This window comes from Nocardioides soli, assembly GCF_014191495.1.
Taxonomy (GTDB): Bacteria; Actinomycetota; Actinomycetes; order Propionibacteriales; family Nocardioidaceae; genus Nocardioides; species Nocardioides soli.
Map to the genome: position 1 here is coordinate 1957686 of NZ_JACHWR010000001.1, position 26938 is coordinate 1984623.

Below are 26938 nucleotides of genomic sequence, written 5' to 3' on the forward strand. Positions count from 1 at the left end.
ATGATCTGCGTGTGCAGGAACTCCCCCGGGTCGGCGTCGGAACCGACGTCCACCGACTGGTCGACGGCGTGCCGCTCCACCTCGCCGGCCTGGCCTGGCCCGACGAGCCCCAGGGCCTCGAGGGCCACTCCGACGCCGACGTCGCCGCGCACGCCGCCTGCGACGCGCTGCTGTCGGCCGCGGCCCTCGGCGACCTGGGCTCCCACTTCGGTACGTCGGAGCCGCAGTGGGCCGGCGCCGCGGGTGTTGCGCTGCTGGCCGAGACCGCGGCCCGGGTGCGCGCCGCGGGCTTCGAGATCGGCAACGTCGCGATCCAGGTGATCGGCAACCGGCCGCGCCTCGGACCCCGCCGTGCCGAGGCCGAGGCCGCGCTCTCGACCGCCGCCGGCGCCCCGGTGAGCGTCTCCGCCACCACCACCGACGGGCTCGGCCTGACCGGACGCGGCGAGGGGGTCGCCGCGATCGCGACCGCGATGGTCTGGGCGCGCCCGGCCGCTCCCCCTCCGTAGACTCGCCGGATGCCCGCCGCCGTCGTGATCCTCGCCGCCGGCCTCGGCTCCCGGGTGGGTGCCGGCTCCAACAAGGTGCTGCTACCGCTCGGCGACCGCCCCGTGCTCGCCTGGTCGGTGCGCGACGCACTCGCGCTCGACGACGTACGCCGCGTCCTCGTGGTGGTGCGCCCCGGCGAGGCCGCCGACGTGGCGGCCGCGCTCGCACCCCATCTCGGCGAGGGCGAGGTGAGACTGGTCGAGGGTGGCGCCACCCGGCACGGCTCGGAGTGGGCGGCGCTGCAGGCGCTGGCCCCCGAGATCGGCGCGGGCGAGCTCGACGTGATCGCCATCCACGACGGGGCCAGGCCGCTGGCCGGCCGCGACCTCTTCGCCGCCACGATCACCGCCGCCCGCGAGACCGGCGGCGCCCTTCCCGGGGTCCGGCTGACGGGGCTGGTCGCCCTCGACGCCCGCGCGCTGCCGGGGGAGCTCGACGGGGTCCAGACGCCGCAGGCGTTCCGGGCGCGCGAGCTGCTGGCCGCCTACACCGCCGCGGCGGCGGAGGGCTTCGACGGCACCGACACCGCCGCCTGCTGGTCGCGCTACACCGGGCTGCCGGTGGCGCGTGTGCCGGGCAGCCCGGCCAACCTGAAGGTCACCTTCCCCGAGGACCTCGACCTGGCGCTGCGCCTGGCCTGAGCCGATCCGGCGGCCGGACCACCGGCCCGATCAGGGTGCGGTGAGCGCCTCGAGCACGCGGACGTCGTCCGCCGAGCCCACCCGGCGGGCCGCCGGCGGCGCCTCGACCAGCTCGACCGGGTAGCGCCGGCGCAGCTCGGTCACCAGCGCGCCGAAGTCCGTGGTCGGCAGTCCGGAGAGTGCCGCCACGACGGTGGCGGGCAGCACGATCGGGGACGCGACCGTGACCAGCAGGTCGCGGTCGACGGTCTCGCCGACGGCGCCGCCCTCGACGACCTTCACCGTGTCGGTGACCGGGCGCACCCCGACCACCACGCAGCCACGCTCGACGGCGCGCGCGACACAGTCGGCGACGAACGACGGCGGGGTCATCGGGCACAGCGGGTCGTGCAGCACGAAGGGCTCGCCCGACGCGACGAGCGCCGCCCACGGCGTACCCGCGTCGACCGGCGTCACGCCGGCCTCGCCCAGCGCCCACGCGGCCGCGGCGACCAGCGCCTCACCGTGGATCAGGGTGTACGGCAGCCGTCCGCGGCCCTCGTCCACCACGGTGCCCAGCGCGGGTGTCGGCTCGTCGTACTCCACATGCTCCAACCTAAATGCGACGAGGCCCCCGGAAGATCCGGGGGCCTCGTCAGCGGCGTTCAGGAGGCGAGCACCTCGTCGAGGAGCGCCTCTGCCTTGTCCTCGTTGGTGTGCTCGGCGAGCGCGAGCTCGGAGACCAGGATCTGGCGCGCCTTCGCCAGCATCCGCTTCTCACCGGCCGACAGACCGCGGTCGCGCTCCCGGCGCCACAGGTCGCGCACGACCTCGGACACCTTCATCACGTCACCGCTGTGCAGCTTCTCGAGGTTCGCCTTGTAGCGCCGCGACCAGTTGGTCGGCTCCTCGACGTGCGCCGCGCGCAGGATGTCGAACACCCGGTCGAGACCCTCCTTGTCGACGACGTCGCGGACACCGACCAGGTCGAGGTTGCACGCCGGCACCCGGACGACGAGATCCTGTTGGGCGACGATGCGAAGTACGAGGTACTGCCTGTCCTCCCCCTTGATGGTCCGGGTCTCGATGTCCTCGATGACCGCGGCCCCGTGATTTGGGTAAACAACCGTTTCGCCGACGGTGAAAGTCATATGTCAGGTACCCCTTCCTAGGTGAAGATTCTAACACGTTCTCGAAGGGACGCCGAGATCGTTTGCGCAGGTCAGGGGCACATTGCCGGCTTGACAGAACCGCAGGTGGTGTGGTGGCCGGCCGGTCCGGGAGACCCGCCGCGACACTCGTGGGGCCAGTGAGGCATGGCCCGACGCCCGCTGGACGATACTGCCGGGTATGTCGCCCACCCTGCGCCGACGGAGGAAGCAACCGGCCGCGCCGTCCGAGTCCGGGAGCGACTCCGCCGACGCCCCCGCGAGCGCGCCGGTCACCACCGAGCTGCCCGGTCGCGACGGGTTCGACGACCCGCCACGGCAGCCGCGCCGGCCGTGGCGGCGCCGGCCGTGGCGGCGCCGCGCGCTGACCGACGCGACGCCGGTGCTGCTGCTCCGGGCGGCCCACCCACGGCTCGGCGCCCTCACCGCCGGGGGACTCGCCATCGCCGCGGCCCTCGCGGGCCGGCCCAGTCGCGAGGTCGCCCTGGTGCTCGCCACCGCGCTGGTCGGCCAGGCGCTGCTGGGCTGGTTCAACGACCTCGTCGACCGTCGCCGCGACTCCCGGCGGGCGCCGAGCGGCAAGCCGATCGCCGACGGCCTCCTCGACCCGGGCAACGCGTGGTTCGCCTTCGTGTGCGGGGTCCTCGTGCTGATCCCGCTGGCGATCTCGAACGGGGTGGTGGCCGGCTGCTGCTACCTCGGCTCGGTGGTGATCGGCCTGCTCGGCAGCCTGATGCTGCGCAAGGGCTGGTTCTCGTGGGTGACGTGGGCGGCGTCGTACGCGCTCTACCCGGCGTTCCTGTCGTACGGCGGCTGGGGCGGACAGGCCGAGGGCGCCCCGCCCCAGGTCGCGATGGTCGTGGTCGCGGCGCTGCTCGGCGTCGGCGTGCACGTGCTCTGCGCGCTGCCGGGGCTGGTGGCCGACCACGAGGACGGCTATCGGCACCTGCCGCTGCGGGTCGCGCTGCGGATCGGGGCCCCCCGCCTGCTGATGGTCTCGCTGGCCTGGACGATGCTCGCCCTGGCCGGTCTGCTCGTGCTCGGGAGCGCCGTCGGGCTCAGCCACTGAGCCGGGTACCGACCCGTCAGATCGTGCCCGTCGGCGACCGCTAGGCTGTCGCCGAACAACCCCCTGCCCCCTCGTGAAGGCCCTGAAGATGCAGCTTCGCCGTTCCGCTCGTCTGCTCACCGCCGCCGGCGCGCTCGTGCTCGCCGCCTCGGCGCTGACCTCCTGCGGCTTCGACTACGCGACCGACCGCGTCTACACGCCGGGTGCCGGCACCAACGACCGCAGCGGCAACGTCGACGTGCTCTCCGCCGTGGTGGTGAGCGCGGAGGGCGGATCGGGCACGCTGATCACGACGTTCGTCAACAAGGAGACCACCGAGTCCGCCACCGTCGACGCGATCGAGGGCGAGGACCTCACGATCGGCGACTTCGACCCGATCGAGATCGCCCCGAGCGGCTATGTCAACCTGGCCGACGCCGACACCCCGATCACGGTCGAGGGCGACTACGAGGTGGGCGCCTTCCTGTCGCTGACCTTCTCGTTCGGCGACGGCACCTCCGTGACGATGGACGTGCCGTCGGTGCCCGACTGCGACGAGTACGCCGGCCTGGACGCCACCGCCGAGACGGGCACCCCCGTCGAGGACTGCGGGCCTCCGACCCCCGAAGTCGAGCACTGACCCCTCCTCCGGAAGGCGCCATGACCTACCAGCTCGTCCTGCTCCGCCACGGCGAGAGCGAGTGGAACGCCCAGAACCTCTTCACCGGGTGGGTCGACGTCCCCCTCAACGACAAGGGCCGCGCCGAGGGCGTGCGCGCGGGCGAGCTGATCCGCGACGCCGGCATCCTGCCCGACGTCGTACACACCTCGCTGCTGCGACGCGCGATCAACACCGCCGCGGCCGCCCTCGACGTCGCCGACCGGCACTGGATCCCGGTCAAGCGCTCCTGGCGCCTCAACGAGCGTCACTACGGCGCGCTCCAGGGGAAGAACAAGAAGGAGACCCTGGAGGCGTACGGCGAGGAGCAGTTCATGCTCTGGCGGCGCTCCTTCGACGTACCCCCGCCGCCGATCGACGACGCCGACGAGTGGTCGCAGGCCGATGACGTCCGCTACGCCGACCTGGGCGACGAGATGCCCCGCACCGAGTGCCTCAAGGACGTCATCGCCCGGTTCCTGCCCTACTGGGAGTCCGCGATCGTCCCCGACCTGCGCGCCGGCCGGACCGTTCTGGTCGCCGCCCACGGCAACAGCCTGCGCGCGCTGGTCAAGCACCTCGACGGCATCAGCGACGAGGACATCGCCGGCCTCAACATCCCCACCGGCATGCCGCTGGTCTACGAGCTCGACGAGTCGCTGCGGCCGACCGTCCCGGGCGGCCGCTACCTCGACCCCGCGGCCGCCGCCGAGGCCGCGGCCGCCGTCGCCAACCAGGGTCGGTGACCAGCGGCCCGCGACGAAGTCGCGGGCCGCGTCGGGTCACGGAGATTGAGCAAGCCCCGCGACCGACGAAGGAGGTCGCGACGGGCGCGTCGAAATCCAGCGAGCCAAGGGGCAGCTCTCCCCCGCTCGGCACCTGCGAGCGATACCCAGTGACGTTGTGGTCGTTCCGGGCGCCTGGGAACAACCACATCGCCACTGGGTATCGACCCATCGGCACCTGCCACCGGCACTCCGACCGGGGCGGACCCGCACCAACCCGGCCCAGCCCCCACGAGACCAGCCCGACCCCAACAGCGATACCCAGTGACGTTGTGGTCGTTCCGGGCAGCTGGGAACAACCACATCGTCACTGGGTATCTGCCCACCGGCACCTGCCACCGGCACTCCGACCGGGGCCGGACCCCGCACCAACCCGGCCCAACCCCCACGAGACCAGCCCGACCCCAACAGCGATACCCAGTGACGTTGCGGTCGTTCCGGGCAGCTGGGAACAACCACATCGTCACTGGGTATCTGCCCATCGGGACCGACAGATCGGGCCAGGACTCATCGGGCCAGACCCATCGGGCCAGGACTCATCGGGCCAGGCCCATCAATGAACCGAGCGGTCAGCGGTCGACCGCGCCCGGGTGCTCCCCGGTGACGACGAAGACGACCCGGTTGGCGACCGAGACGGCGTGGTCGGCGATCCGCTCGTAGTAGCGGCCCAGGAGGGCGACGTCGACGGCGGCCTCGACACCGTGGGACCAGTCGGCGGAGAGCAGCTCGGCGAAGCTGGCCCGGCGCAGCTGGTCCATCTCCTCGTCGGCGTGCACGAGGGCGAGGGCGTCGTCGACGTTGCGGTCGGTGATGATCTTGGAGACCCGGACCACCATGTCCTCCGCGACCGCGGCCATCCGCTCGATGAGCGGGGTGACGGCGTCGGGCACCGCGAGGTTGGGGACCCGCAGGCGGGCGATCTTCGCGACGTGCACGGAGAGGTCCCCCATCCGCTCCAGCTCGCTGACCATCCGCAGCGCGGCGACCACGGTCCGCAGGTCGCTGGCGACCGGCTGCTGCAGCGACAGCAGCAGGAAGGCGGAGTCCTCCACGCGCTCGCGCGCCAGGTCGATCTCGACATCGCCGCTGATCACCCGCTCGGCCGTCTCGGCGTCGCCGCGCAGCAACGCCTCGGTGGCCAGGCGGACCGCGGTCTCGACGTCGCCGCAGATGGTCGCCAGGTCCTGGAACATGGTGTCGAGCTGTTCGCTGAAGGCCTCTCGCATGGCGGCGAGCCTAGGCAGCCGAGATGACCCACGGGGGACGGCCCGTGAACGCGGGATGAACTTATGGCGAGCGAGGCCGTCCGGAGACCAACCCCGGGTGAATCCACTCGTACGATTCATGGTGTGGATGCGACGACGCAGGCGTTCCTCGCCGCACTCATCGGCGCGGTCGTCGCCGGCGGCGCCGTGCTCGCCTGGCACGTGAGCGACCGCGAGCAGCACCCGGTCGCGGCGACCGACGAGCCCGTCGTACCCCCGGGCGTCGCCACCGTCCTCTCGGTCCTGCGCAGCAGCGCCGTCGTCGTCGACGACAGCGACACCGTGCTGAAGGCCTCGGCCCCCGCCTACTCCATGGGCCTGGTCCGCGGCCAGGAGCTGGTGTCGAGCGAGCTGGCCGCCATGGTGCAGCAGGTACGTCGCGACGGGCAGATCCGCGAGACCGAGCTGGTGATGACACGGGCGGGCTCTCCGTCGCGGCACGTGACCGCCCGGGTCGCACCTCTGGGCGCGCGGCTGGTGCTCGCGCTGGTGGAGGACCGCACCCGCGAGCGCCGGGTCGAGGCCGTGCGCCGCGACTTCGTCGCCAACGTGAGCCACGAGCTGAAGACGCCGGTCGGCGCGATCCGGCTGCTGGCCGACGCCGTGCACGACGCGGCCGGCGATCCCGATGCGGTCAAGCGGTTCTCGGCGCGGATGCTGACCGAGAGCGACCGCCTCACGCGGCTGGTCCAGCAGGTGATCGAGCTGTCCCGGCTCCAGGGCGACGACCCGCTGGAGACGCCGGTGCCCGTCTCCATCGCCGAGGTGATCCGCATCGCCGTCGACACCAGCGCGATCGACGCCGCCTCTAAGCAGATCTCGGTGGTGACCAGCGGCACGCACGACCTCGACGTGCTCGGCAACGAGGAGCAGGTGACGGCCGCGGTCGCGAACCTGGTCGCCAACGCAGTGTCGTACTCCGAGCCGGGCTCCACGGTGCTCGTCTCCACCAAGGTGGACGACCAGCATGTCTCGATCTCCGTCGTCGACCAGGGCATCGGCATCCCCGCCGACGAGATCGACCGGATCTTCGAGCGGTTCTACCGGGTCGACCCGGCCCGGCACCGCTCCACGGGTGGCACCGGCCTCGGCCTGTCCATCGTCAAGCACGTGGCCGCCACGCACGGCGGGGACGTCCACGTATGGTCAGTCGAGGGTCAGGGGTCCACGTTCACCCTGTCCCTCCCCCGCTACCTCTCCGTCAGGGAGAGCCAGGAGGCAAGCCGGTGACCCGGGTACTCGTCGTGGAGGACGAAGAGAGCTACAGCGAGGCCCTCGCCTACATGCTCCGCAAGGAAGGATTCGAGGTCGCGATCGCGGCCGACGGGAACGCCGCCCTGACGGAGTTTGACCGCAACGGTGCCGACATCGTGCTGCTCGACCTGATGCTGCCGGGCATCCCCGGCACCGAGGTGTGCCGCCAGATCCGGCAGAGCTCGAGCGTCCCCGTGATCATGGTCAGCGCCAAGGACGACGAGGTCGACAAGGTGGTCGGCCTCGAGCTCGGCGCCGACGACTACGTGACCAAGCCCTACTCCCCGCGTGAGCTCGTCGCGCGCATCCGCGCGGTGCTGCGGCGCGGCCAGGAGCCCGACCTCGCCCCGGCGACGCTGGAGGCGGGCCCGGTGCGGATGGACGTCGAGCGCCACGTCGTGACCGTCGACGGCGCCGCCCAGCGGCTGCCGCTCAAGGAGTTCGAGCTGCTCGAGATGTTCCTGCGCAACCCCGGTCGGGTGCTCACCCGCGGCCAGCTCATCGACCGCGTGTGGGGCTCCGACTACGTCGGCGACACCAAGACCCTCGACGTACACGTGAAGCGGCTGCGGGCCAAGATCGAGCCCGACCCGAGCGAGCCCAAGTACCTTGTCACCGTGCGCGGGCTGGGCTACAAGCTCGACCTCTGAGCCGAAGGCGAGGAGGTCGAGCGCGCCGGCCGCGCAGCGACGGGCGAGGGACGAGCCCGACGCGTGGGCGCGGACTGATCGAGCAGCCCCGCCGCTGAGGGACGAAGCGGCGACCGGCGTGTCGAGATCGACCTCTGAGCCGAAGGCGAGGAGGTCGAGCGCGCCGGCCGCGCAGCGACGGGCGAGGGACGAGCCCGACGCGTGGGCGCGGACTGATCGAGCAGCCCCGCCGCTGAGGGACGAAGCGGCGACGGGCGTGTCGAGATCGACCTGTGACCCCGCAGAGGACACGGGTCGTGCCCACGTTGGCAGCGGATCGCGCAACCACGTCCGGAAACCGCGTGTCGGGGGTCGGCGGTCGTCCCTAGTCTGGGTCGGTGACGAGTACGACGACCCGGTCCAGCCAGCAGCCGACGAGCGCGCCGGCGACCTGGCTGCCACTGGCCGCGGTCGGGGTCACGCTGGTGTTCTGGGCGTCGGCGTTCGTCGGCATCCGACACCTCGGCCACGACTTCTCCCCCGGCGCCCTCTCGCTCGGCCGGCTCCTCGTCGGCACGCTCTGCCTCGGCGTCGTCGCGCTGCTGCTGCCCGGTGGCCTGCCCCGCCCGACCGGCCGGCAGTGGGTGTCGATCATCGCGATCGGCGTGCTGTGGTTCGGCGTCTACAACGTCGCGCTCAACGCCGGAGAGCGCCGGGTCGACGCCGGCACCGCCGCGATGCTGATCCAGGTCTCGCCGGTGCTGATCGCCGTGCTGGCGTCGATCTTCCTCAACGAGCGGTTCACCGCCTACCTCGCCGCCGGCCTCGCCCTGGCGTTCGCCGGCGTCGGGCTGATCAGCCTCTCGACCGCCCAGTCGTCCGGGGAGGGCAGCAACCACGACATGCTCGGCGTCGCGCTGTGCCTGCTCTCCGCGCTGGTCTACTCGATCAGCCTGATCCTGCAGAAGCCGCTGGTCGCCCGGCTGCCGGCCATCCAGGTCACCTGGCTCGCATGCACGGTCGGCGCGATCGTGTGCCTGCCCTTCATCGGGCAGCTGGTCGACCAGGCCCGGGAGGCGCCGGTGTCGTCCAGCCTGTGGCTGGTCTACCTCGGGGTCTTCCCGACCGCGATCGCGTTCACCACCTACGCCTACGCCCTGCGACACATGAGCGCCAGCAACCTCGGCGTCACCACCTACCTGGTCCCGCCGATCACCATCGTGATGGGTCTGGTCTTCCTCGACGAGACCCCGCCCTCGATGGCGTACGTCGGCGGCGCGCTCGCCCTGGTCGGCGTGGCCGTCGCCCGGCGCAAGGCCCGCCCGGCCGCCGCGCAGACGAGTGCCCCGGCCTGACCGTCGAGTCGTGACTTCTGGCCACCCGAGTCGGGAGTTCTGGTCAGGCCGGCGACCAGAAGTCCGGACTGAACTGGCCGAAAGTCCCGACTCAACCCTCGAGCCAGCCGCGGAAGGCCTCGAGGTTCGCGGTCGGCTCGCCACGCAGCTTGCGCCACTCCCACTCCTTACGGATCGAGGTGGCGAACCCGAGCTCGAGGATGGCGTTGAACGACTCGTCGGCGTAGGTCAGCACCGAGCCGAGCAGGCGGTCGAGCTCCTCGGGGGTGACGGCCGCGAGCGGAAGGCGCCCGTCGAGGTAGATGTCGCCGAGCCGGTCGAGCGCGAACGCCACGCCGTACATCCGCAGGTTGCGCTCGAGCAGCCAGCGGTAGACGCGCTCGTGGTTCTCGTCGGGCCGGCGGCAGACGAACGCGTGGACGCCGAGCGCGTGCGGGCCGACGTCGAGGCGGACGGCGGTCTGGAGCTTCTTCTCGCCCGGCAGCGAGAACGAGAAGACCCCGTCGGCGACCTCGTCGTAGGCCACCTCGGCCGAGGCGAGATGGTCGCGGATCACCTGCCGGGGGTCGGGGACGCTGCTCATGCCAGCGACTGTGCCATCTCGGCCCGCGCCCGCTCGTACACGGCGAGCGTGCCCTCGGCGGTGTGCCGCCAGGAGAACCGCCGGGCCTGGGCGAGCGCGCCACCCTCGAGCCGGAGCCGGAGCGCGTCGTCCTCCACCACCCGGCGCAGCGCGTCGGCCCAGGCGCGCGGGTCGTGTCCGTCGACGAGCAGCCCGCTGTGGCCGTCGCGCACCACGGTGGTCAGGCCACCGACCGCGGCGGCGACCACCGGCGTGCCGGTGGCCTGGGCCTCGGCGGCGACCAGACCGAAGGACTCGTTGTACGACGGCACCGCGACCAGGGTGGCCGCCGAGCACCATCGGGCGAGCTCGTCCTGCGCGACCGGCGGGACGAACCGGACGACGCCGTCGAGGCCGAGCGCGGTCGCCAGCTGGGCGAGCGACTCGGGGTGCTCGAGCCCGCTGCCGGAGGGGCCCCCGACGACCGGAACGACCAGCCGCGAGCGGAGCCCGGGACGCTGGTCGAGCAGCTCGGCGACCGCCCGGAGCAGCACGTCGGGCGCTTTGAGCGGCTGGATCCGGCCGGCGAACAGGAGGACGGCGGCGTCGACGGGGAGCCCGAGGTCCGCACGCGCCCGCGCCCGGTCGTGGGGCCGGAACACGTCGAGGTCGACACCGGGGTGCACCACCTCGACCCGGGCGGGCTCCGCGTCGTACAGGTTGATCAGCTGCTTGGCCTCGAGGTCGGTGTTGGCGATGAGCATGTCGGCCGCCCCGACGACCTGCTCCTCGCCGATGATGCGCGCCGACGGCTCCGGGGTGTCGCCCGCGGCGAGGGCGTCGTTCTTGACCTTGGCCATCGTGTGCATCGAGTGCACGAGCGGCACTCCCCAGCGGTCGCGGGCGAGCGCGCCGACCTGGCCGGAGAGCCAGTAGTGGGAGTGCACGACGTCGTAGTGACCCACCGGCTGCGCGGCCTCCGCGCGCAGCACCTCGCGCGCGAAGACGCAGAGCTGGCCGGGCAGCTCGGTCTTGGTCAGCCCCTCGAACGGGCCGGCGTGGATGTGCCGCACGGCCACGCCGTCGCCGCGGTCGACGATCGGGTCGAGGGCCGAACTGGTGGCCCGGGTGAAGATGTCGACCTCGATGCCCTGGCCGGCCAGGCGGCGCGCCAGCTCCATGACGTAGACGTTCATGCCGCCCGCGTCGCCGGTGCCGGGCTGGTCGAGCGGGGAGGTGTGCAGGCTGATCATCGCCACACGCCGGATCGGCTCCACGGGCACCTCGGTCATCTCGATTGACGGTCCGACACGGGTGAACACCGATCCGGCGCGGGGAATTCCCGCCGGTCCAGTCAGCGTGCGTGGGCGCCCCGGGCCCGGTGCCCGCCGGCGGCGGGGGCCGGGTGCGGCCGGCGGGCCATCACGATGCTGGCCACGACGACCGCGAACAGGCCGAGGCCGGCGTGCGCGAGCCGCTCGTCGCCGCTCCCGGCGACCAGCTGCACCAGGCACCAGACGAGCAGTGCGAAGCAGACGCCCACGGTGACCCGCAGCCATCTCGTCGAGCGGGAGACCAGGCCGGCGCCGGCCGCCACGGCGGCGGCGAGCAGGAGCGCCAGGCCGACCCACTCGACGACCTCGGCCAGGCCGGTCCGGTCGTTGCGCGCCAGCGCGAGGGAGCCGAGCCAGGCCAGCCCGCCGAGAAGCCCCACGAGGGCAGCAGGGGTACGCACCGTCTCTCCTTCCGGCCGTCTCAAGGCACGACCGGAGAGCATCCCTCGCCGGAGGCAGGATGAAACGTGTTCCTGGCGCCGGGTCGTCGAGAATGGCGACATGACCTCCCTCCCGACCCCGTCCCGGACCGCGGTCGTCACCGGCGCCAGCAGCGGCATCGGAGCGGCCACCGCCCGTCGGCTGGCTGCCGCCGGCTACCACGTGTACTGCGCCGCGCGACGCGGCGACCGGATCGCCGACCTGGCCGACGAGATCGGCGGCACGGCGGTGGCGTGCGATGTGACGAGCGAGGAGTCCGTCGCGCACCTGGCGTCCGTGGTCGGCGACCGGCTCGACGTACTCGTCAACAACGCCGGCGGCGCCTTCGGGGCGGCCCCGGTGGCGGAGGCGGACGGCGACGACTGGCGGCGGATGTACGAGGTCAACGTGATCGGCCTGATGCAGGTGACCAAGGCGCTGCTGCCGGCACTGGTCGCCACGGGCGCCGGGGCGATCCTCAACGTGGGGTCGACCGCTGGCCGGATCGCCTACGAGGGCGGGGCCGGCTACACCGCCGCCAAGCACGGCACCCAGGTCGTCACCGAGACGCTGCGGCTGGAGCTGTGGGACCAGCCCGTGCGGGTCATGGAGATCGCGCCCGGCATGGTGAAGACCGACGAGTTCGCGCTGGTCCGCTTCGAGGGCGACCGGGCGAAGGCCGACGCGGTGTACGCCGGGGTCGCCGCGCCCCTCACCGCCGACGACATCGCCGACGCGATCACCTGGATGGTCACCCGGCCGCCACACGTGAACGTCGATGAGCTGGTCATCCGGCCTCGGGCGCAGGCGGCGCAGCACAAGGTCCACCGCGAGGGCTGAGGCCGCGGGGGCCTGGCGTCGCCGGGATAGTCCGTCACGTTCTAGTTGTCGAAGCGCCCTCGGGGCAACCAGAACGTGACGGACTATCCCGTCAGTCGCGCCAGCGCGCTCCACGCGGGTCGGTGCGGGAGTCATCGAGGAGCAGGTCGGCGAGGCGGCGCAGGTCGGCGGTGAGGTGCTGCTCGGGCACGGTGGCGCAGTCACCGCAGAGGTCGAAGTCGTAGACGAACCGGTCGGGCCGGGGCGGGCCGCCGGCGACCGCGGCGAGGTCGACCCGGTCGACCAGCGCGGCGACCTCCGGGCCGCGGGGATCGTCGCCGTCGAGGTCGAGCTCGCCGACGGTGCGCAGCCCGGCGAAGCCACCGGTACGTCGCACCGAGACCCGCCGCGACGGCACGGTGCCGGACGCCGGGGCTCCGGCGATGGCGCCCGATCCGGAGGGCGCGACCCCCACGGCGTCCCAGGCAGCACCCACCGCGTCGGCCGAGGCGCCCGCCGCCGCGATCGTCGCCGCGGCGAAGCCCGCGAAGTCGGTGTCGCGGCCGACCGCGCCGCCGGTCAGCGCGTCGTACCAGATCCGCCCGGCGCCCTCCCAGGTCGCGCCGCCGAGGGCGACGGCGGCGAGCTGGAAGGCGCGGTTGGGGATGCCGGAGTTGAGGTGCACGCCCCCGTTGTCGTCGGTGGTCGACACGTAGTCGTCCATCGAGCCGACCTGCGGGTCCCGGCCCAACGCCGGGTCGTCGTACGCCGTGCCCGGCGCCGCCATGTCGCGCAGCGCCCGCGCCCGGACGCCCGGGAGGAAGAGGCCCTCGCCGATCAGCCAGTCCGCGCCGTCGGCGGTCTGCCCGAGCAGCCGCTGCTTGAGGCAGGACGCGAAGACGTCGGAGACCGATTCGTTCAGCGCACCGGGCTGGTCGCGGTAGACCAGCCCGGCCGTGTGCTCGGTGACGGCGTGGGTGAACTCGTGTCCGAGCACGTCGACCGGCCGGGTGAACCGGCCGAAGACCCGGCCGTCGCCGTCGCCGAAGACCAGCTGTACGCCGTCCCAGAAGGCGTTGTCGTAGTCCTGCCCGTAGTGCACCGTCAGGCTGACCGGCGCGCCCGCGTCGTCGTACGACGCGCGGCCGTAGACCTCCGCGAAGAGCGCGAGCGCCCCGGTGATCCCGTCGGCGGCCTCGTCGACCGCGACGTCACCGGACGCGGCGGAGCCGGCCGAGCGCACCGCCCGGCCGGGCAGGTCGGTGGTGCGGTCCGCCGAGTGCACCGTCCAGGCGGGCGCGGGTGCCGCGAGCACCGGGGAGCGCGCCGGCACGGGGACCGTCCGGCCCGCGCGCAGCGCCGCATCGATCGCCAGGCTCGCGGGGGCGACCCGGGCGAGGAGGTACGGCGGCACGAAGCGGCAGGTCACGACGGCACCCGGTCGAGCGGGAGGCCGATGGCGGCGATCCGAGACATGCTTCCACCGTAGGTGCGCCCGGGGACACCGTCGCGTCAGACGTCCTCGGTGGAGTCGGCGCGACGCTTCTGACGGGTGAGGGCGTAGGCGCCCACCCCCAGGCCGCCGACCAGCGCCAGGTGGACGCCGGCGGCGTCGGCGACGCCGAACGAGACGACGGCGCCCGGCGCGGCCATCGCCCACCGGCGCACCTGGCGGCTCGCCGGGGAGCCGGTCGAGGCCCAGGTCGCGAAGTGCTCGCAGTTGTTGCGCACCAGGTGGTAGCCGTTGGCGCCCAGGCGCGACTCCGCGTTGCGCACGATCTCCTCGACCGACAGGCGCTGGCGGTACTCGCGCGAGAACACCTCCGAGCCGCAGGCGAACGTCTCCCAGGAGGTCCGCTCGATGCGCCGGATCGACCCCCATCCGCCGACGTAGTGGATCACCGTCCCGTCGCCGCAGTCGATGCCGTGGTGGGTGTAGCGGCGGCCCCGGCGGACGAAGATGTGGTCGCCCCGGCTCATGCCGCCGGCCTGCAGGGCTCGGGCACCGCGACCTGCCCGAAGACGTAGCGCCGGAACACGAAGAATCGAGCCACGACGCTGAGGCCGAGCCCGACGACGTTCGCCGCCACGTTGTCGGCCACGGGACCGGTCAGCCCGAGGAGGTGCCGACTCACCCACAAGCAGACCACCGGCACGACCATCGTGAGCGCGCCGAGCCCGAAGAACCGGATCAGCCCGGTCGCGGGGTCCTGCACCTGACGGTCCCGGAACGCCCAGGCGCGCATGCCGACGTACGCCACGACGCCCGCCACGACGTTGACCAGCACGAACGTCATGATCGGCCGGTTCGCCAACGGAGCGGCCCCGATGAAGAGTCCGTGAACGAGGACGTTGAACCCGACCAGCGACACCAGCGTGGCGGCGCCACCGACGGTCAGGAAGCGCAGCACCTCACCGAGGAGGGCGCGGACCTTCGTGGTCGTGGCGACGGGCGTGTTCACCCAGCCGAGGGTATCCGCGTCGTCCCACGCGGCACGATGCGGGTCGAGGGGGCCGGCGCCCGTAGAATCTCCGAGGCCCGGTCGGGCCGACTCAGCCAACCCGAACGGACCCAGCAGGCGCATGGCCACTCCCCGCACCGATCTCCGCAACGTCGCGATCGTCGCTCACGTCGACCACGGCAAGACCACGCTCGTCGACGCGATGCTCCGCCAGGCGGGAGCCTTCACCGAACACGAGGCCGAGAGCGTGGCCGAGCGGGTCATGGACTCCGGGGACCTCGAGCGCGAGAAGGGCATCACGATCCTCGCGAAGAACACGGCGATCCACTACAACGGCCCGTCGGCGCCCGAGGGCATGACGATCAACATCATCGACACCCCGGGTCACGCCGACTTCGGCGGCGAGGTCGAGCGCGGGCTGTCCATGGTCGACGGCATCGTGCTGCTGGTCGACTCCTCCGAGGGCCCGCTGCCGCAGACCCGCTTCGTGCTGCGCAAGGCGCTGAACGCCGACATGCCGGTCATCCTGGTCGTCAACAAGACCGACCGCGGCGACGCCCGGATCGCCGAGGTCGTCGACGAGACCTACGAGCTCTTCATGGACCTGCTCGACGACGGCCACCGCCAGGACGCGCTCGACTTCCCGGTCGTCTACGCGTCGGGCCGCGCCGGCGTGGCCGGCCTCGAGCAGCCGGCCAACGGCGAGCTCCCCGACTCCCCGGACCTCGAGCCGCTCTTCAAGACCATCCTCGAGACGATTCCCGCCCCGACGTACGACGAGGGCGCGCCGCTGCAGGCCCACGTCACCAACCTCGACTCCTCGCCGTTCCTCGGCCGCCTGGCACTGCTGCGCATCAAGCAGGGCAACCTCAAGAAGGGCCAGACCGTCGCGTGGATCCGCCGCGACGGCGAGGTCAAGAACGTCCGCATCACCGAGCTGCTCATCACCGAGGGCCTCGAGCGCAAGCCGGGCGAGTCGGCCGGACCCGGCGAGATCGTCGCGGTCGCGGGCATCCCCGACATCACCATCGGCGAGACGCTCGCCGACCCGGAGAACCCGATCGCACTGCCGCTCATCCACGTCGACGAGCCGGCGATCTCGATGACGATCGGCACCAACACCTCGCCGCTCGTCGGCAAGGTGAAGGGTGCCAAGGTGACCGCCCGCCTGGTCAAGGACCGCCTGGACTCCGAGCTGATCGGCAACGTGTCGCTGCGGATCCTCCCGACCGAGCGCCCCGACGCCTGGGAGGTCCAGGGCCGCGGCGAGCTCGCGCTGGCGATCCTGGTCGAGCAGATGCGCCGCGAGGGCTTCGAGCTGACGGTCGGCAAGCCGCAGGTGGTCACCAGGGAGGTCGACGGCAAGGTCCACGAGCCCGTCGAGCGCCTCACCATCGACGCACCCGAGGAGTACCTCGGCGCGATCACCGAGATGCTCGCCACCCGCAAGGGCCGGATGGAGCAGATGACCAACCACGGCACCGGCTGGGTGCGGATGGAGTTCCTGGTGCCGGCGCGCGGCCTGATCGGCTTCCGCACCGAGTTCCTCACCACCACCCGCGGCACCGGCATCGCCCACCACATCTCCGAGGGCTACGAGCCGTGGGCCGGCGAGATCCGCTCGCGCGCCTCGGGCTCCCTGGTGGCCGACCGCAAGGGCGCGGCCACGGCGTACGCCATGACGTCGCTGCAGGAGCGCGGCGTGATGTTCGTGGAGCCGGCCACCGAGGTCTACGAGGGGATGATCGTCGGCGAGAACTCCCGCGCCGACGACATGGACGTCAACATCACCAAGGAGAAGCAGCAGACCAACATCCGGTCCGCCACCTCCGACAACTTCGAGAAGCTCATCCCGCCGCGCAAGCTCTCCCTCGAGCAGTGCCTGGAGTTCTGCCGCGACGACGAGTGCGTCGAGGTCACCCCCGACTCGGTGCGGATCCGCAAGGTCGTGCTCGACGCCAACGAGCGGGCGAAGATCGCTGCCCGCGCGAGGCGCCGGTGAGCGAGCTTGCGAGCCCACCGATCAGCGCCGAAGGTCGAGACGTCGCGTCTCGAAACCCGGAAGGCGAGCAGTAGCGCCGGCGGCAGCGGCTCTGACCAATCCCGGGTAACGGACGCGTTTCGTCGCTAGGATCCGGGCTGTCCCCGCGTCGCCGGCATCCCGTCGAGCAACGCGCGGCCCCGGCGCTGCGCCAGGGGCGTCGAGGGGCACCGATCGCCTCACCAGGGAGCTCTCGACGATGATCGGCTCGCCACGCCCAGGAACTCCCCGCCGGCACCGCACGGTGGTGTCCGCCGGCCTGGCCACGGCGGTCGTCGCCTCGGGCCTGGCACTCGGCGCGGGCCTGCAGACCCCGGCCGCGGCCGCCCCGGGAGACGACCTGGGCGACCTGACGGCGCTGCTCAGCAGCTGCAGCGGCGATCCGACCACCCCCACCGTCGTCGCGCTCACCACCTCTCTGACCGATCCGGCCGCGACCCTGACCGTCGCCTGCGACGCCCGGATCGACCTGGCCGGCCACGACCTGACCGTCCGCAACATCCGCGTCGACCCCGGCGAGTCCCTCGACGTCACCGACACCTCCACCACCGGCACCGCCGGGCACCTCACCGCCGACGCCGGCGCCGCCTGGCACACCGCGGGCATCGAGAACACCGGTGCCACCCTCACCACCCACGGGCGTGCCCGGGTCACCGCCGTCGGCGGCGAGGGTGCTGCCGGCATCGGCGGCGGATACCTGGCTGACGGGGGAGTCACCACGAGCAACGACACGTCCGTCGTCACGGCGGCCGGCGGTGAGAACAGCGCGGGCATCGGCGGCGGAGACGACGGCGGATCGGGCGGTACGACCATCGCCAACCACGCCTCGACCATCACCGCCACCGGGGGCCCGAACGGCGCCGGCATCGGCGGCGGAGACGACGGACACGCCGGCATCACCATCGCCAACGACACCGCCACCATCACCGCCACCGGCGGTCCGGACGGCGCCGGCATCGGCGGCGGAGACCTGGGCGACGGCGGTCTCACGACCGCCCACGACACCGCCACCGTCACCGCCACCGGCGGCCCGAACGGCGCCGGCATCGGCGGCGGAAACCGAGGTACGGGCGGCGTCACGACCGTGACCGGTGGCACCGTGACCGCGGTCCCCGGCACCGACGCCGAGCCGGTCGGCCCCGGGAAGGGCGCATCCCTCCACCACCGGCTGACCGTGTCCGGTGGTGTCCTCCGGCTGCCGTCGGGCACCCAGAGCGTTCCCGCGACCAGCACCACCGCGTCACCGCTGTTCGAGATCGGCGTGGCCGGCAGGGTCACCGGCGGCCCCACCACCGCGGCCACGATCACCGGCACCGGTGTCCTGGTCAACCACGGCACCCTGACCCTGCCGACCACCAACATCCAGACGAAGGTGTCCGACCGCCACTACCGGATCGCCTTCGACCTCAACGGCGCCACCGGCACCGCCCCCGACGCGGTCACCGCCTACGCCGACACGCTTACCCGCGGCGACCGCGTCCTGCCCGCCGCTCCCACGCGCCCCGGCCACACCTTCGTCGGCTGGAGCAGCACCGCCACCGGCACGGGCACCCCGATCACCGCCACCGGCGATCTGACCCCGCTCGGCTCGAGCACCGACGGCACCCCCGTGGCGATCACGGCCCATGCCCGATGGACGCCGGACCCCACCGGCCCGGTCACGGATCTCCCCCGGCTGCCCGGCATCGACACCCAGGTGACCCCCGCCGAGCGCCCCCGGATCGGCACGGCGGTCCGGGTCACCACCACACCACCTGACGTCCCCGGCGCCACCAGCACCTACCAGTGGCAGCGCACGACCCGCAAGATCGGCAAGGCCTGGAAGCACCTGCCCCGCTCCTGGGTCGACATCCCCACCGCCACCAGCGCCAGCTACACCCCACGGCCCGCCGACCGGCTCCACCGGATCCGGCTGGTCATCACCACCACCGCGCCCGGTCACCAGCCCCGCACCACCGTCACCCGCCTCCCACGTCGGGTGCTCAAGGGCCACCTCCGCCGCCCCGATGCCCGGATCACCATCCGTGGCAGCCGCGACCTCGGCAACACCGTGCGGCTCGCCGGGCTCGCCCACTACCGCGACCAGCTCCTCGCCGGCGCGAAGGTCACCATCGTCTGGTACGCCGACGGAGCCCGCCTCCCTCGCGCCACTCGACGCACCTACACCGTCGGGCCCGCGGCCCTCGACAAGCGCCTCCACGCGACGATCACCATCACCGCACCCGGTCACCACGACCGCCATCTCACGACCCCACGAACCGGACGGTGACCGGCGTGCGGCAGCCCCGTCGTACCTGACCGGAGTGCTGCCTTCCGGGCGGATCCACGACACCTAGATGACTAATTCCAAGGCCTCGCACGCTGCGCGACGCTCATCATCCGCTCCGGCGGCGTTGCCGACGCTTGAAAGACGTCCAGTCTGCCGACGCATCGGCGCCTTGCCGGAGCGGCGCTGAGCGCCGCTCGCTTGCACGATCCCTTGGAATTACTCATCTAGGTCAGGTACGACGAGTCGCCTCCGCACGAACGGCGGACCCGGGCGGGCGGATCCCCGGTCCCGGCCCCGTCGGTGGTCTACGATCCCGGCGTGGAGGTCCGGCAGTTGCGCTACGCCTTGCTGGTGGCCGAGGAGCTGCACTTCGGGCGGGCGGCGGAGCGCGCGTTCATCACCCAGTCCGCGCTCAGCCAGCAGATCGCTCGGCTGGAGCGCTCCCTGGGCACGCGGCTGTTCGACCGGGGGTCGACCGGGGTCCGGCTGACCGCCGCCGGCGAGCGGTTCGTCGAGCGCGCCGCCGTGGTCCTGACCGGTCTCCACGACCTCCAGGCCGACCTGAAGGCGATCGCCGACGGCTACACGGGGCTGCTACGGATCGGGCTCTTCGGGGCGGCCGCCGCGGAGCTGACGCCGCTGATCATGGGCGCCTACCGCGAGGCGCTGCCGTCGGTGGCCGTGGAGTTCCACGAGCTCTCGATGACCTCGCAGGCCGAGGCGCTGACCAGCGGCACCGTCGACGTGGCCCTCCTGCACCCGCTGTTCGACGACGACGCCCTCGACTGCACGCCTCTCATCGACGAGCCACGCTGCGCCGCCGTCCCCGCGCAGCACGAGCTCGCCGCCGCACCGTCCGTCTCCGTGTGCGACCTCGCCGACGAGCCGTTCGTCACCGCCCGGTCCGGCACGCCGGGGCGCTGGCGCGACTTCTGGACCTGCGGGGACCTGTGGGGTACGCCGCCGCGGACCCGCGCGCAGATGAGCTCGGTCTCGGAGGGCCTGGCGGCGGTCGCGCACCTCGGTGTCGTCGACACCGTGCCGAGCTCGTCGACGCGCTACTACCGCCACCCCGGCGTCGCGTTCGTGCCGCTGTCCGACGCGAGCTACTCCACCGTGGCCGTGGCCCGACGGCGCGGCGACCCGAGCCCTGCCGTCACCAGCTTCGTCGAGCTGGCGGTCAGCCTGGCGCGCCAGCACCACGCCGTCGTGCCCGGAGCGGTCATTCCGCCGGCGTGGCCGGCACGCTCCTGACGACCTCGAGCCGGATCCCGGTGAGCCGGCCGCCGTTGCAGTCGTTCGTGTCCCCGGCGCACGCCGAGACCGCCACCACCAGCTCACGCTCCGCGCGCAGCGTGAGCTGGTCGCCCGGCCGGCTGGTCGGCGGCAGGATCGTCATGTGCTGGTCGGCGCCGATCCGCGTGTGCATGAAGACGTTGAACGGATCGGTCACCTGCGCGAAGCCGATGCCGTACGGCGCGAGCGCGGTCGTCAGGTGCTCGCGGCAACCGGTCTTGCCGCTGACGCCGAAGACCCGCTCGTACATCATCGTGTTGCACGGCGGGAACAGCAGGTCGTGCACGCCCACGGTGTCCTCGACCACCGTCAGCAGGGCGTCGCCGCCGGCCGACAGCAGGCTGTCGCCCAGCCGCACGTCGACCCGGTCCCACAGGAGGCGGGTGAAGCCCTGCGAGAAGGACACGGCGTGGTCATGTGCGTCGTAGGCCACCAGGTCGGCGACCTGGCTGCCCTCGACGTCGATGACCCGCAGCAGGTCACCCGGCGCCAGCTCGACCGCCTCGGCCGAGCTCGGCGCGATCTCGATCCGGGTCGTCGACCCGACCTCCGGTCGCTCCGCGTCGGACGTCTGCGCTGCCATGTCTCCGGTCCTCCTCATGCCGTCCGACCTCATGCCGGCCGGCCCGTGTCGTGCACCACCTCGGCCGGGGCACCGGCCGAGTCGTCCTCCCGGAGCCAGGCGGGCGGCCGCCCCGGCTTCCACAGGACACCGATCAACGCCGCCACGAGCAGCAGGGCCGGCAGCCACGGGACGAGGCCGCCCGCGTCCATCGTCTGCAGGTCCCAGTTGCGGATCATCAGCACCACCTCGGCGGCCAGCGCGAGGAACGCCAGGGCCGGGCAGACCAGCGTGACCCACGGGTTGCGCTCGAGTCCGGTACGGCGGAAGTAGACGATCACCGACAGCGACGTCAGTGCCATGAGTGCCATCAGGCCCACCGCGCCGAGGGCGATCAGCCAGGTGAACATCTGCTCGTAGGGGTCGGCACCGGCCAGGCTGAAGGCGAGGACGACGACGGCGGCGACGACCGTCTGCACGAGGCTCGACACGTGCGGGGACCCGTGCTGGGGGTGGATCCGCATCAGGCTGCGCGGCGCCCAGCCGTCACGGGCCAGAGAGAACTGGTAGCGGGCGATCGCGTTGTGGAAGCCCAGGTTGGTCGCGAAGGTGCTGATCAGGAACAGGACCAGCATGGTGTTGACGCTCCAGCCGCCGAGGTACTGGTCGGCCGCACCGAAGACGAAGCTGCCGGGATCCTCCAGGGCCACCGTCGCCACGTCGTCCACGCCCCAGGCCATCGCCAGCGACCAGGACGTGAACATGTAGAACGTCGCGATGATGGCGACGGCGAGGATCGCCGCGCGCGGGATGGTCTTGCGCGGCTCGCGCGCCTCCTCGGAGTAGATGGCGGTCGCCTCGAAGCCGATGAACAGGTTCAGCGCGAACATCAGTCCGATCGCCGGGTTCTGGGCGAGGAACTCCCCGGCCGTGAACGGGGCGACGTTCAGGCCCGCGCTGCCGCCCTGGACCACGATCGACACGTTCATCAGCAGGATGATCGCGACCTCGAGAACCACGGCGACGCCCAGGATCTTGGCGCTCACGTCGATGCTCAGGTAGCCCAGGACGCCCATCACCAGGATCCCGCCGAGCACCCAGACCACCCACGGCAGCTCGAACCCGAAGTTGTCCGCGGTGAAGATGTTGCAGAAGAACCCGAAGGTGCCCCAGATCGCGACCTGGAAGACGTTGTAGGCGAACAGCGCCAGGTATCCGGCGCCCCGCCCGGCCCGCTCGCCGAGGCCCTTGCCGATGTAGACGTAGAAGCCACCCGCGCTGGACATGTGACGGCTCATCGCCATGTAGCCCACCGTGAACAGCACGAGCACGACGGCGATGATCGCGAACGCCGCGGCCGTGCCGGCGCCCGTGCCGAGGCCGAAGGCCAGCGGCAGGGCGCCCATCGTGCCCGACATCGGGGCGACGGTGGCGATGATGAGAAACACGATGGCTGCCAGGCTCAGCGAGTTCGGTCTCAGCGAGCCCCTCGCCTCGGGGGTGTCATTCATGCAGGACACCCTGGCGGCGATCCACGGCCGTGGCCATCGCGAGTCACTGATCGACCGATCAGCGGCGCTACTCGACGTGGCCGCCGGCGGGCGCCACGACCGCGGCGTACCCCAGAGTCGGGAGAAGGATGCAACCGATGGGCACCCTCCGTACGTCCTCTGTATCATGCAGGCACATGTCCACAACAGCACCGGACACCGGGCGCACCGACCGCCACCGCTCGACGGGGGCCAGCCGGTGGTCCGCCTAGCTCGACAGCTCTCGGGGGAGACCATGGCGCAGGCGCGGCGCAACGCCGTCCTCGTGCTCGGCGCGGAGCCGACCGGCCCGGCCGCGGCGGCCGGCGTCCTCCGGATCCTCGGCATGCACGCGCCGACGCTCGAGCCCGACTCCGCACGCTGGGTCTCCGACCTCCACGAGCGGCTGCTCGCCCGGGCCAACGTCGCCACCGACGACGCGCGCCCGGAGGCGTGGTTCGACGCCGGGCGGATGAGCACCCAGGACCAGCACCGTGAGCGCGTGGAGCGATGGCTCGACGGCCTGCTGACCGGCGACGTCGACGAACTGGTGATCGAGGACGCCGGCCTGCCCTGGTTCCTCGACCTGTGGTCCGGAGCCGGCGCTCGTCTCGACGTCGACATCGCGTACCTGCTGATGGTCGCCCCGCCCTGGCAGGTGATCTCCCACGGGCGCGACGACCGGAGCCCCCTGGGCCAGGCGATCTCGTGGCTCAACCTCGTGCTGCACACCGAGCGGGCGACCCGGAGCGGCCGCCGGGTGGCCGTCCGGCAGGCCGACCTCCTCGAGGACTGGACGGTCCCGATCTACGCCCTCGGCGAGCAATGGGGGCTGCGGTCGGTCGTCGAGGCCAACGCTCGCAACCTGCGCGCCGTGCACGACTTCGTCGACAGGACGCCCCGCCCCGGGCCCAGCGGCGAGCTGCTGCTGCCCGAGCCGGTGCAGGAGCTGATCCACGCCACCAGCGCCGCCCTCGATCGACTGGTCGAGGGCAAGGACGACGAGCTGCTCCACCGCGAGCTCGACGACCTCCGGCTCGCCTTCATCGACCTCTACGAGCAGGCCGCCGAGATCGCCGACTCGTCGGTGCGCGCAGCCGAGCGCCGCCTGCGCCGGGCCAAGGACCGCTTCGAGAAGGAGCGCCGCGAGCTCACCCGCGATCGCGAGCCGGGCGGCCGGCCCCACCTGCTCCCCACCCGGAAGGGGGGCCTGCCGTGGCGTCGACGTCCGGCCTGAGCGCCGTCCCCTTCCAGGCCGAGCTCCCGGGCCACCAGCCGGCCCGGCGCACCGGCGTGCCGACCCCGGGCGTCACGGCGGTGCTCCGCGTCCGCAACGAGGCGCACTCACTGCCGTGGTCGCTGCCCCAACTGCTGCGCGCCACCGACGAGGTGCTGCTGGTCGACAACCGCTCGACCGACGAGACGCCGGCCATCGCCGTCGAGATCGCCTCCCGCCACGGGCTGTCCGACCGGCTGCGGGTCGTCGAGTACCCCTACCGGCTCAGCCGTTGCGGCCCCGAGCACCTCGACACGCCGCCGGAGTCGGCGCACAGCCTGGTCCACTACAACAACTGGGCCGAGTCGCTGGCCACCACGTCGTACGTCGTGAAGTGGGACGGCGACATGGCGCTCACCCGCGACGGCGAGCGGGCGCTGTCGGCGTTCGGCTGGCAGGTGCAGCACCGCCGGATCAACCTGCGGCTCCCCCGCCACCCGCTGTACGTCGAGAGCGACCGGGTCGCCTACCTCGACCTGGCGATGCGCAACCGCGAGCACTTCGGGCACCCCGTGCTGCCGGGCTTCTCCTACGCCAAGGCGTTCGAGTGGGAGTTCCTGCTGTACCCGGAGGGCACGCCGCACCACAACCTGCCCGAGGGCTCGTGCGTGGAGCTCAAGCACCTCGACGACGACGAGTTCGGCCACTGGACCGACCCGGACGCCTTCCTCACCAGCGCACGCACCCAGCGCAAGCGCCGGGAGTACATGACGTTCGACGCGGTGCGCTCCGGCGACTGGCGACAGATCCCCGGGCTGCATCGCATCGAGGCACCCGAGGGCGTCCACGTCATCGAGCACGTCGTGCAGACCTGGCTGCCGCAGGCGCGGCGGCCGCTGGACGCCTCAGCCTCGTAGCCCCCGCACGGCCTGCAGCAGCTCGCGCGCCCGGTCGTCGAAGGAGAGGCCCGCCTCGGCGACCGGCAGCGCCGGAGCGGCGAGAGCGGCGTCGTACCCCGCGCGCAGGTCGGCGGGACCGCGGCACACGCGCACGCGCCCCGGGAACATCTCGGCCACGCCGGACACCTCGTCGCACAGCACGTGGGCGCCGCTGGCGACGGCGTCGAAGACCCGGTTGGCGACGAAGCCGTGCCGGGCCATGTCGGGCCAGTGGTCGGCGATCACGACGGCGTGCGCGCGGTAGACCTCCCCCAGTCGGTCGTTGGGCAACTGCGCGGCCCGCCACGCGTCGGCGGGCAGGTCGTCCCAGCCGCGGCCGTAGACCGCGACCGGCACGCCGGCCTCCACCGCCCAGTGCACCATCGGCCGGGTCCGGTCCTCGGCGTTGCCGACGAAGACCGCGGTTGGCGACCGGTCGCCGCCACCGTCGACCGACGGCAGGCCGGTCGCCTGGAGCAGCGGCCGCACCGGCCGGCCCAGCGCACGCGACCGCTCCTGCGCCCAGGTCGTCGAGGCGGCGCAGACCAGGTCGAAGCCGGTCAGCTCCTCGTCGGCGATCTCGTCGGGGTGGCTGATCACCCACAGCACGGAGGTCTGCTCCGGAGCCGGTCGACCGGGGTAGGTGCCGCGCAGCACCAGGCTCACGTCGTCGTACGCCGTGCTGGCCGCGTCGTGCGCGTCGCGTCGGTGCACCACGGCGTCCTGGCCGAGGCGGCGCAGCGCGCGAGCGAGCTCCTCCGCGAAGTGCGTGTCGCCCCACACGTCGCCCCAGTGGCCGCCGGTCGACGGGATGCGCAGCCCCCAGCGCAGCCGGTCCGGGTCGCGCCGCAGCCGTCCGGTGACCACCGGCCGGGCCACCGGCACCGGCTGGCCGTCGTCGGCCACCGGGAGCGCGAGCCGCCAGCCGAGCTCGGCGTACACCTCGGGCTCGGGCGCGGGCAGCCGGTCGCGCCAGCGCTCGACGAACAGCCGGCGGTTGTCCATCGCCTTGGCGAACCGGCCCGGCGACTGGCTCTCGTAGTGGGTGACGACCGAGCCGGTGGCGACCCGGAAGCCACCCGGGCGCAGCTCCAGGGCGCGCAGGCAGAGGTCGACATCCTCGAAGCCGTTGCGGTAGGCGGGGTCGAAGCCGCGCAGGGCCACGACGTCCTCGGCCCGCATCGCCAGCGCCGCCGCCGTCGCGACGGAGAACCGACGCCCCTCGACGGCGTCGGCGTCCTGCCGCGGATGACCGACGAGCAGGTGGCTCGGCAGCAGGCCCTCGGCCGGGAACACCGTGCCCGCGGCCTGGATGGTGTCGTCGGGGAAGACCAGCAGCGACTGGGATCCGGCGACCTGCGGGTCGTCGAGCGGCGCCAGCAGCGGCGGCAGCCAGCCGTGCCGCACGCGGGTGTCGTTGTTGAGGAACACCACGCGGTCGCCGGTCGAGCGGGCGAAGCCGACGTTGGAGCCGCCGGCGAAGTTCGTGTTCTGCGGCAGGTGGACCACCCGGATCGCGTCGTCGCCGACGAACGCGCTGGCCAGTGCGCCGGCCAGTGCGAGCGCGACGTGCGGCGGCGACCCGTTGTCGACGACGACGACCTCGACGTCCGCGGCACCGCTCTCGACGAGCACGGCGGTCGCGGCGCGCACGGTCATGAACCAGTCGTCGTACGTCGGGATCACCACCGAGGTGCGTCCCGGGACGCGCTCGGCCAGCCGGGCGAGCTCGGCGTCCCAGTCGACCAGGGGGTCGGGCAGCGACGTGCGGCCGCGGGCGCCCAGGCCCCGGGCGACCTCGAGCAGCGTGGCGCGGGTGCGCTCGTCGTACGCCGGCAGCCCCTCGGCCTCGAGGTGCTTGAGGACCACACCGACCTTGCCGGCGCGGAACGCCCGGCGCACCGGCTGCGGCAGCCGCGCGAAGTCCACGAACGGGTTGAAGCTCAGGCGCTGGGGCATCCCCTCGGTGACGGCGTGCAGCGCCGCGTCGTCGTCGGTGTCGAAGGACCCGCCGACGAGGGCGCCGTAGAACTCGACGTCGAGCAACCCCGAGCGCACCAACCGCGCCGCGCGCCGCTGGACCGGCTCCGCCTCCGTCCCCGTCACGGCGCAGACCCTACGCTGCGGTCCGCGCACGGCAGTCGAGCGCGCCGCCGGT

26 protein-coding genes are annotated in these 26938 nt (G+C 72.8%); 14 read left to right on the forward strand and 12 right to left on the reverse strand.

Annotation, left to right across the window (positions count from 1 at the left end; genetic code table 11):
- The first annotated feature begins 11 nt into the window (after positions 1 to 11).
- Both ispF and FHU40_RS09710 read left to right on the forward strand, forming a co-directional pair.
- Positions 12 to 509, forward strand: a complete 498-nt coding sequence (gene ispF / locus FHU40_RS09705) for a 2-C-methyl-D-erythritol 2,4-cyclodiphosphate synthase (RefSeq protein WP_183591982.1) — start codon at positions 12 to 14, stop codon at positions 507 to 509.
- A 9-nt stretch (positions 510 to 518) separates the two neighbouring features.
- The gene (locus FHU40_RS09710) at positions 519 to 1190 is read left to right on the forward strand and encodes an IspD/TarI family cytidylyltransferase (protein ID WP_183591983.1); all 672 of its coding nucleotides are present in this window, start codon (positions 519 to 521) and stop codon (positions 1188 to 1190) included.
- A 30-nt stretch (positions 1191 to 1220) separates the two neighbouring features.
- Here FHU40_RS09710 and FHU40_RS09715 read toward each other — a convergent pair whose 3' ends face one another.
- Positions 1221 to 1775, reverse strand: a complete 555-nt coding sequence (locus FHU40_RS09715) for a 2-C-methyl-D-erythritol 4-phosphate cytidylyltransferase (RefSeq protein WP_343057805.1) — start codon at positions 1773 to 1775, stop codon at positions 1221 to 1223.
- A gap of 59 nt (positions 1776 to 1834) precedes the next feature.
- The gene (locus FHU40_RS09720; protein ID WP_183591984.1) at positions 1835 to 2320 is read right to left on the reverse strand and encodes a CarD family transcriptional regulator; all 486 of its coding nucleotides are present in this window, start codon (positions 2318 to 2320) and stop codon (positions 1835 to 1837) included.
- Positions 2321 to 2519: 199 nt separating this feature from the next.
- On the opposite strand from FHU40_RS09720, the gene FHU40_RS09725 reads away from it, so the two are divergent.
- The 3 genes from FHU40_RS09725 (at position 2520) to FHU40_RS09735 (ending at position 4790) form a co-directional block, all read left to right on the forward strand.
- Positions 2520 to 3407, forward strand: a complete 888-nt coding sequence (locus tag FHU40_RS09725) for a UbiA family prenyltransferase (RefSeq protein ID WP_183591985.1) — start codon at positions 2520 to 2522, stop codon at positions 3405 to 3407.
- Positions 3408 to 3495: 88 nt separating this feature from the next.
- Positions 3496 to 4026: a hypothetical protein gene (locus FHU40_RS09730; RefSeq protein WP_183591986.1), complete on the forward strand. Its 531-nt coding sequence runs from the start codon at positions 3496 to 3498 to the stop codon at positions 4024 to 4026.
- A 20-nt stretch (positions 4027 to 4046) separates the two neighbouring features.
- Positions 4047 to 4790, forward strand: a complete 744-nt coding sequence (locus tag FHU40_RS09735; protein ID WP_183591987.1) for a phosphoglyceromutase — start codon at positions 4047 to 4049, stop codon at positions 4788 to 4790.
- 608 nt (positions 4791 to 5398) lie between these two features.
- On the opposite strand, the gene phoU is transcribed toward FHU40_RS09735, so the two are convergent.
- Positions 5399 to 6055 carry a phosphate signaling complex protein PhoU gene (gene phoU, locus FHU40_RS09740; protein WP_183591988.1) on the reverse strand — a complete coding sequence of 219 codons (657 nt, stop codon included), beginning with the start codon at positions 6053 to 6055 and terminating at the stop codon, positions 5399 to 5401.
- 123 nt (positions 6056 to 6178) lie between these two features.
- On the opposite strand from phoU, the gene FHU40_RS09745 reads away from it, so the two are divergent.
- From FHU40_RS09745 to FHU40_RS09755, 3 genes are all read left to right on the forward strand, one after another.
- Positions 6179 to 7324, forward strand: a complete 1146-nt coding sequence (locus FHU40_RS09745; protein WP_183591989.1) for a sensor histidine kinase — start codon at positions 6179 to 6181, stop codon at positions 7322 to 7324.
- Positions 7321 to 7998: a response regulator transcription factor gene (locus tag FHU40_RS09750; RefSeq protein WP_183591990.1), complete on the forward strand. Its 678-nt coding sequence runs from the start codon at positions 7321 to 7323 to the stop codon at positions 7996 to 7998. Before FHU40_RS09745 ends, FHU40_RS09750 begins: the two co-directional genes overlap by 4 nt.
- A gap of 377 nt (positions 7999 to 8375) precedes the next feature.
- Complete coding sequence (locus tag FHU40_RS09755; protein ID WP_343057807.1) at positions 8376 to 9332, forward strand: DMT family transporter; 957 nt, start codon at positions 8376 to 8378, stop codon at positions 9330 to 9332.
- Between the two features lie 91 nt (positions 9333 to 9423).
- Here the strand turns inward: FHU40_RS09755 and FHU40_RS09760 are convergent, their stop codons facing one another.
- The 3 genes from FHU40_RS09760 to FHU40_RS09770 form a co-directional block, all read right to left on the reverse strand.
- A complete protein-coding gene (locus tag FHU40_RS09760; RefSeq protein WP_183591991.1) occupies positions 9424 to 9915 on the reverse strand; it encodes a type III secretion system chaperone family protein in 492 nt (163 codons plus the stop codon).
- Positions 9912 to 11186, reverse strand: a complete 1275-nt coding sequence (mshA, locus tag FHU40_RS09765; protein ID WP_183591992.1) for a D-inositol-3-phosphate glycosyltransferase — start codon at positions 11184 to 11186, stop codon at positions 9912 to 9914. Before mshA ends, FHU40_RS09760 begins: the two co-directional genes overlap by 4 nt.
- A gap of 62 nt (positions 11187 to 11248) precedes the next feature.
- Positions 11249 to 11629 (reverse strand): hypothetical protein, encoded by a 381-nt coding sequence (locus tag FHU40_RS09770; RefSeq protein ID WP_183591993.1) that lies wholly within the window; start codon positions 11627 to 11629, stop codon positions 11249 to 11251.
- Between the two features lie 100 nt (positions 11630 to 11729).
- On the opposite strand from FHU40_RS09770, the gene FHU40_RS09775 reads away from it, so the two are divergent.
- A complete protein-coding gene (locus FHU40_RS09775) occupies positions 11730 to 12488 on the forward strand; it encodes an SDR family NAD(P)-dependent oxidoreductase (protein WP_183591994.1) in 759 nt (252 codons plus the stop codon).
- 91 nt (positions 12489 to 12579) lie between these two features.
- Here FHU40_RS09775 and FHU40_RS09780 read toward each other — a convergent pair whose 3' ends face one another.
- From FHU40_RS09780 to FHU40_RS09790, 3 genes are all read right to left on the reverse strand, one after another.
- Positions 12580 to 13896 carry a protealysin inhibitor emfourin gene (locus FHU40_RS09780; protein WP_183591995.1) on the reverse strand — a complete coding sequence of 439 codons (1317 nt, stop codon included), beginning with the start codon at positions 13894 to 13896 and terminating at the stop codon, positions 12580 to 12582.
- 83 nt (positions 13897 to 13979) lie between these two features.
- Positions 13980 to 14447, reverse strand: a complete 468-nt coding sequence (locus FHU40_RS09785) for a lecithin retinol acyltransferase family protein (RefSeq protein ID WP_183591996.1) — start codon at positions 14445 to 14447, stop codon at positions 13980 to 13982.
- Positions 14444 to 14929 carry a GtrA family protein gene (locus FHU40_RS09790; protein WP_183591997.1) on the reverse strand — a complete coding sequence of 162 codons (486 nt, stop codon included), beginning with the start codon at positions 14927 to 14929 and terminating at the stop codon, positions 14444 to 14446. The genes FHU40_RS09785 and FHU40_RS09790 overlap by 4 nt, the downstream gene beginning before the upstream one ends.
- Before the next feature lie 121 nt (positions 14930 to 15050).
- Here FHU40_RS09790 and typA point away from each other — a divergent pair, with 121 nt between their 5' ends.
- The 3 genes from typA (at position 15051) to FHU40_RS09805 (ending at position 20493) form a co-directional block, all read left to right on the forward strand.
- Positions 15051 to 16931, forward strand: a complete 1881-nt coding sequence (gene typA / locus FHU40_RS09795) for a translational GTPase TypA (RefSeq protein WP_183591998.1) — start codon at positions 15051 to 15053, stop codon at positions 16929 to 16931.
- Between the two features lie 286 nt (positions 16932 to 17217).
- Positions 17218 to 19239, forward strand: a complete 2022-nt coding sequence (locus tag FHU40_RS09800) for an InlB B-repeat-containing protein (RefSeq protein WP_183591999.1) — start codon at positions 17218 to 17220, stop codon at positions 19237 to 19239.
- A gap of 318 nt (positions 19240 to 19557) precedes the next feature.
- Positions 19558 to 20493 carry a LysR substrate-binding domain-containing protein gene (locus FHU40_RS09805; RefSeq protein ID WP_183592000.1) on the forward strand — a complete coding sequence of 312 codons (936 nt, stop codon included), beginning with the start codon at positions 19558 to 19560 and terminating at the stop codon, positions 20491 to 20493.
- Here FHU40_RS09805 and FHU40_RS09810 read toward each other — a convergent pair.
- On the reverse strand, positions 20462 to 21118 hold the full coding sequence (locus FHU40_RS09810; protein WP_183592001.1) for a DUF1989 domain-containing protein: 657 nt from the start codon (positions 21116 to 21118) through the stop codon (positions 20462 to 20464). The two genes, FHU40_RS09805 and FHU40_RS09810, sit on opposite strands and share 32 nt — an antisense overlap.
- Positions 21119 to 21147: 29 nt before the next feature.
- Positions 21148 to 22608 carry an APC family permease gene (locus FHU40_RS09815; protein WP_183592002.1) on the reverse strand — a complete coding sequence of 487 codons (1461 nt, stop codon included), beginning with the start codon at positions 22606 to 22608 and terminating at the stop codon, positions 21148 to 21150.
- 274 nt (positions 22609 to 22882) lie between these two features.
- On the opposite strand from FHU40_RS09815, the gene FHU40_RS09820 reads away from it, so the two are divergent.
- Positions 22883 to 23863 (forward strand): sulfotransferase family protein, encoded by a 981-nt coding sequence (locus tag FHU40_RS09820; RefSeq protein ID WP_183592003.1) that lies wholly within the window; start codon positions 22883 to 22885, stop codon positions 23861 to 23863.
- Positions 23842 to 24759, forward strand: coding sequence for a glycosyltransferase family 2 protein (locus FHU40_RS09825; RefSeq protein ID WP_183592004.1), 918 nt, complete (start codon positions 23842 to 23844; stop codon positions 24757 to 24759). Before FHU40_RS09820 ends, FHU40_RS09825 begins: the two co-directional genes overlap by 22 nt.
- On the opposite strand, the gene FHU40_RS09830 is transcribed toward FHU40_RS09825, so the two are convergent.
- A complete protein-coding gene (locus FHU40_RS09830) occupies positions 24748 to 26886 on the reverse strand; it encodes a glycosyltransferase (protein ID WP_183592005.1) in 2139 nt (712 codons plus the stop codon). The two genes, FHU40_RS09825 and FHU40_RS09830, sit on opposite strands and share 12 nt — an antisense overlap.
- Positions 26887 to 26938 lie beyond the last annotated feature (52 nt).

Bases quoted from the DNA above. Each gene is read 5' to 3' on its own strand.
- FHU40_RS09760 (WP_183591991.1), bottom strand. From the start codon at position 9,915: ATGAGCAGCGTCCCCGACCCCCGGCAGGTGATCCGCGACCATCTCGCC.
- typA (WP_183591998.1), top strand. From the start codon at position 15,051: ATGGCCACTCCCCGCACCGATCTCCGCAACGTCGCGATCGTCGCTCAC.
- mshA (WP_183591992.1), bottom strand. From the start codon at position 11,186: ATGACCGAGGTGCCCGTGGAGCCGATCCGGCGTGTGGCGATGATCAGC.
- FHU40_RS09815 (WP_183592002.1), bottom strand. From the start codon at position 22,608: ATGAATGACACCCCCGAGGCGAGGGGCTCGCTGAGACCGAACTCGCTG.
- FHU40_RS09730 (WP_183591986.1), top strand. From the start codon at position 3,496: ATGCAGCTTCGCCGTTCCGCTCGTCTGCTCACCGCCGCCGGCGCGCTC.
- FHU40_RS09775 (WP_183591994.1), top strand. From the start codon at position 11,730: ATGACCTCCCTCCCGACCCCGTCCCGGACCGCGGTCGTCACCGGCGCC.
- FHU40_RS09810 (WP_183592001.1), bottom strand. From the start codon at position 21,118: ATGGCAGCGCAGACGTCCGACGCGGAGCGACCGGAGGTCGGGTCGACG.
- FHU40_RS09735 (WP_183591987.1), top strand. From the start codon at position 4,047: ATGACCTACCAGCTCGTCCTGCTCCGCCACGGCGAGAGCGAGTGGAAC.
- phoU (WP_183591988.1), bottom strand. From the start codon at position 6,055: ATGCGAGAGGCCTTCAGCGAACAGCTCGACACCATGTTCCAGGACCTG.
- FHU40_RS09785 (WP_183591996.1), bottom strand. From the start codon at position 14,447: ATGAGCCGGGGCGACCACATCTTCGTCCGCCGGGGCCGCCGCTACACC.
- FHU40_RS09820 (WP_183592003.1), top strand. From the start codon at position 22,883: ATGGCGCAGGCGCGGCGCAACGCCGTCCTCGTGCTCGGCGCGGAGCCG.
- FHU40_RS09710 (WP_183591983.1), top strand. From the start codon at position 519: ATGCCCGCCGCCGTCGTGATCCTCGCCGCCGGCCTCGGCTCCCGGGTG.
- FHU40_RS09725 (WP_183591985.1), top strand. From the start codon at position 2,520: ATGTCGCCCACCCTGCGCCGACGGAGGAAGCAACCGGCCGCGCCGTCC.
- FHU40_RS09720 (WP_183591984.1), bottom strand. From the start codon at position 2,320: ATGACTTTCACCGTCGGCGAAACGGTTGTTTACCCAAATCACGGGGCC.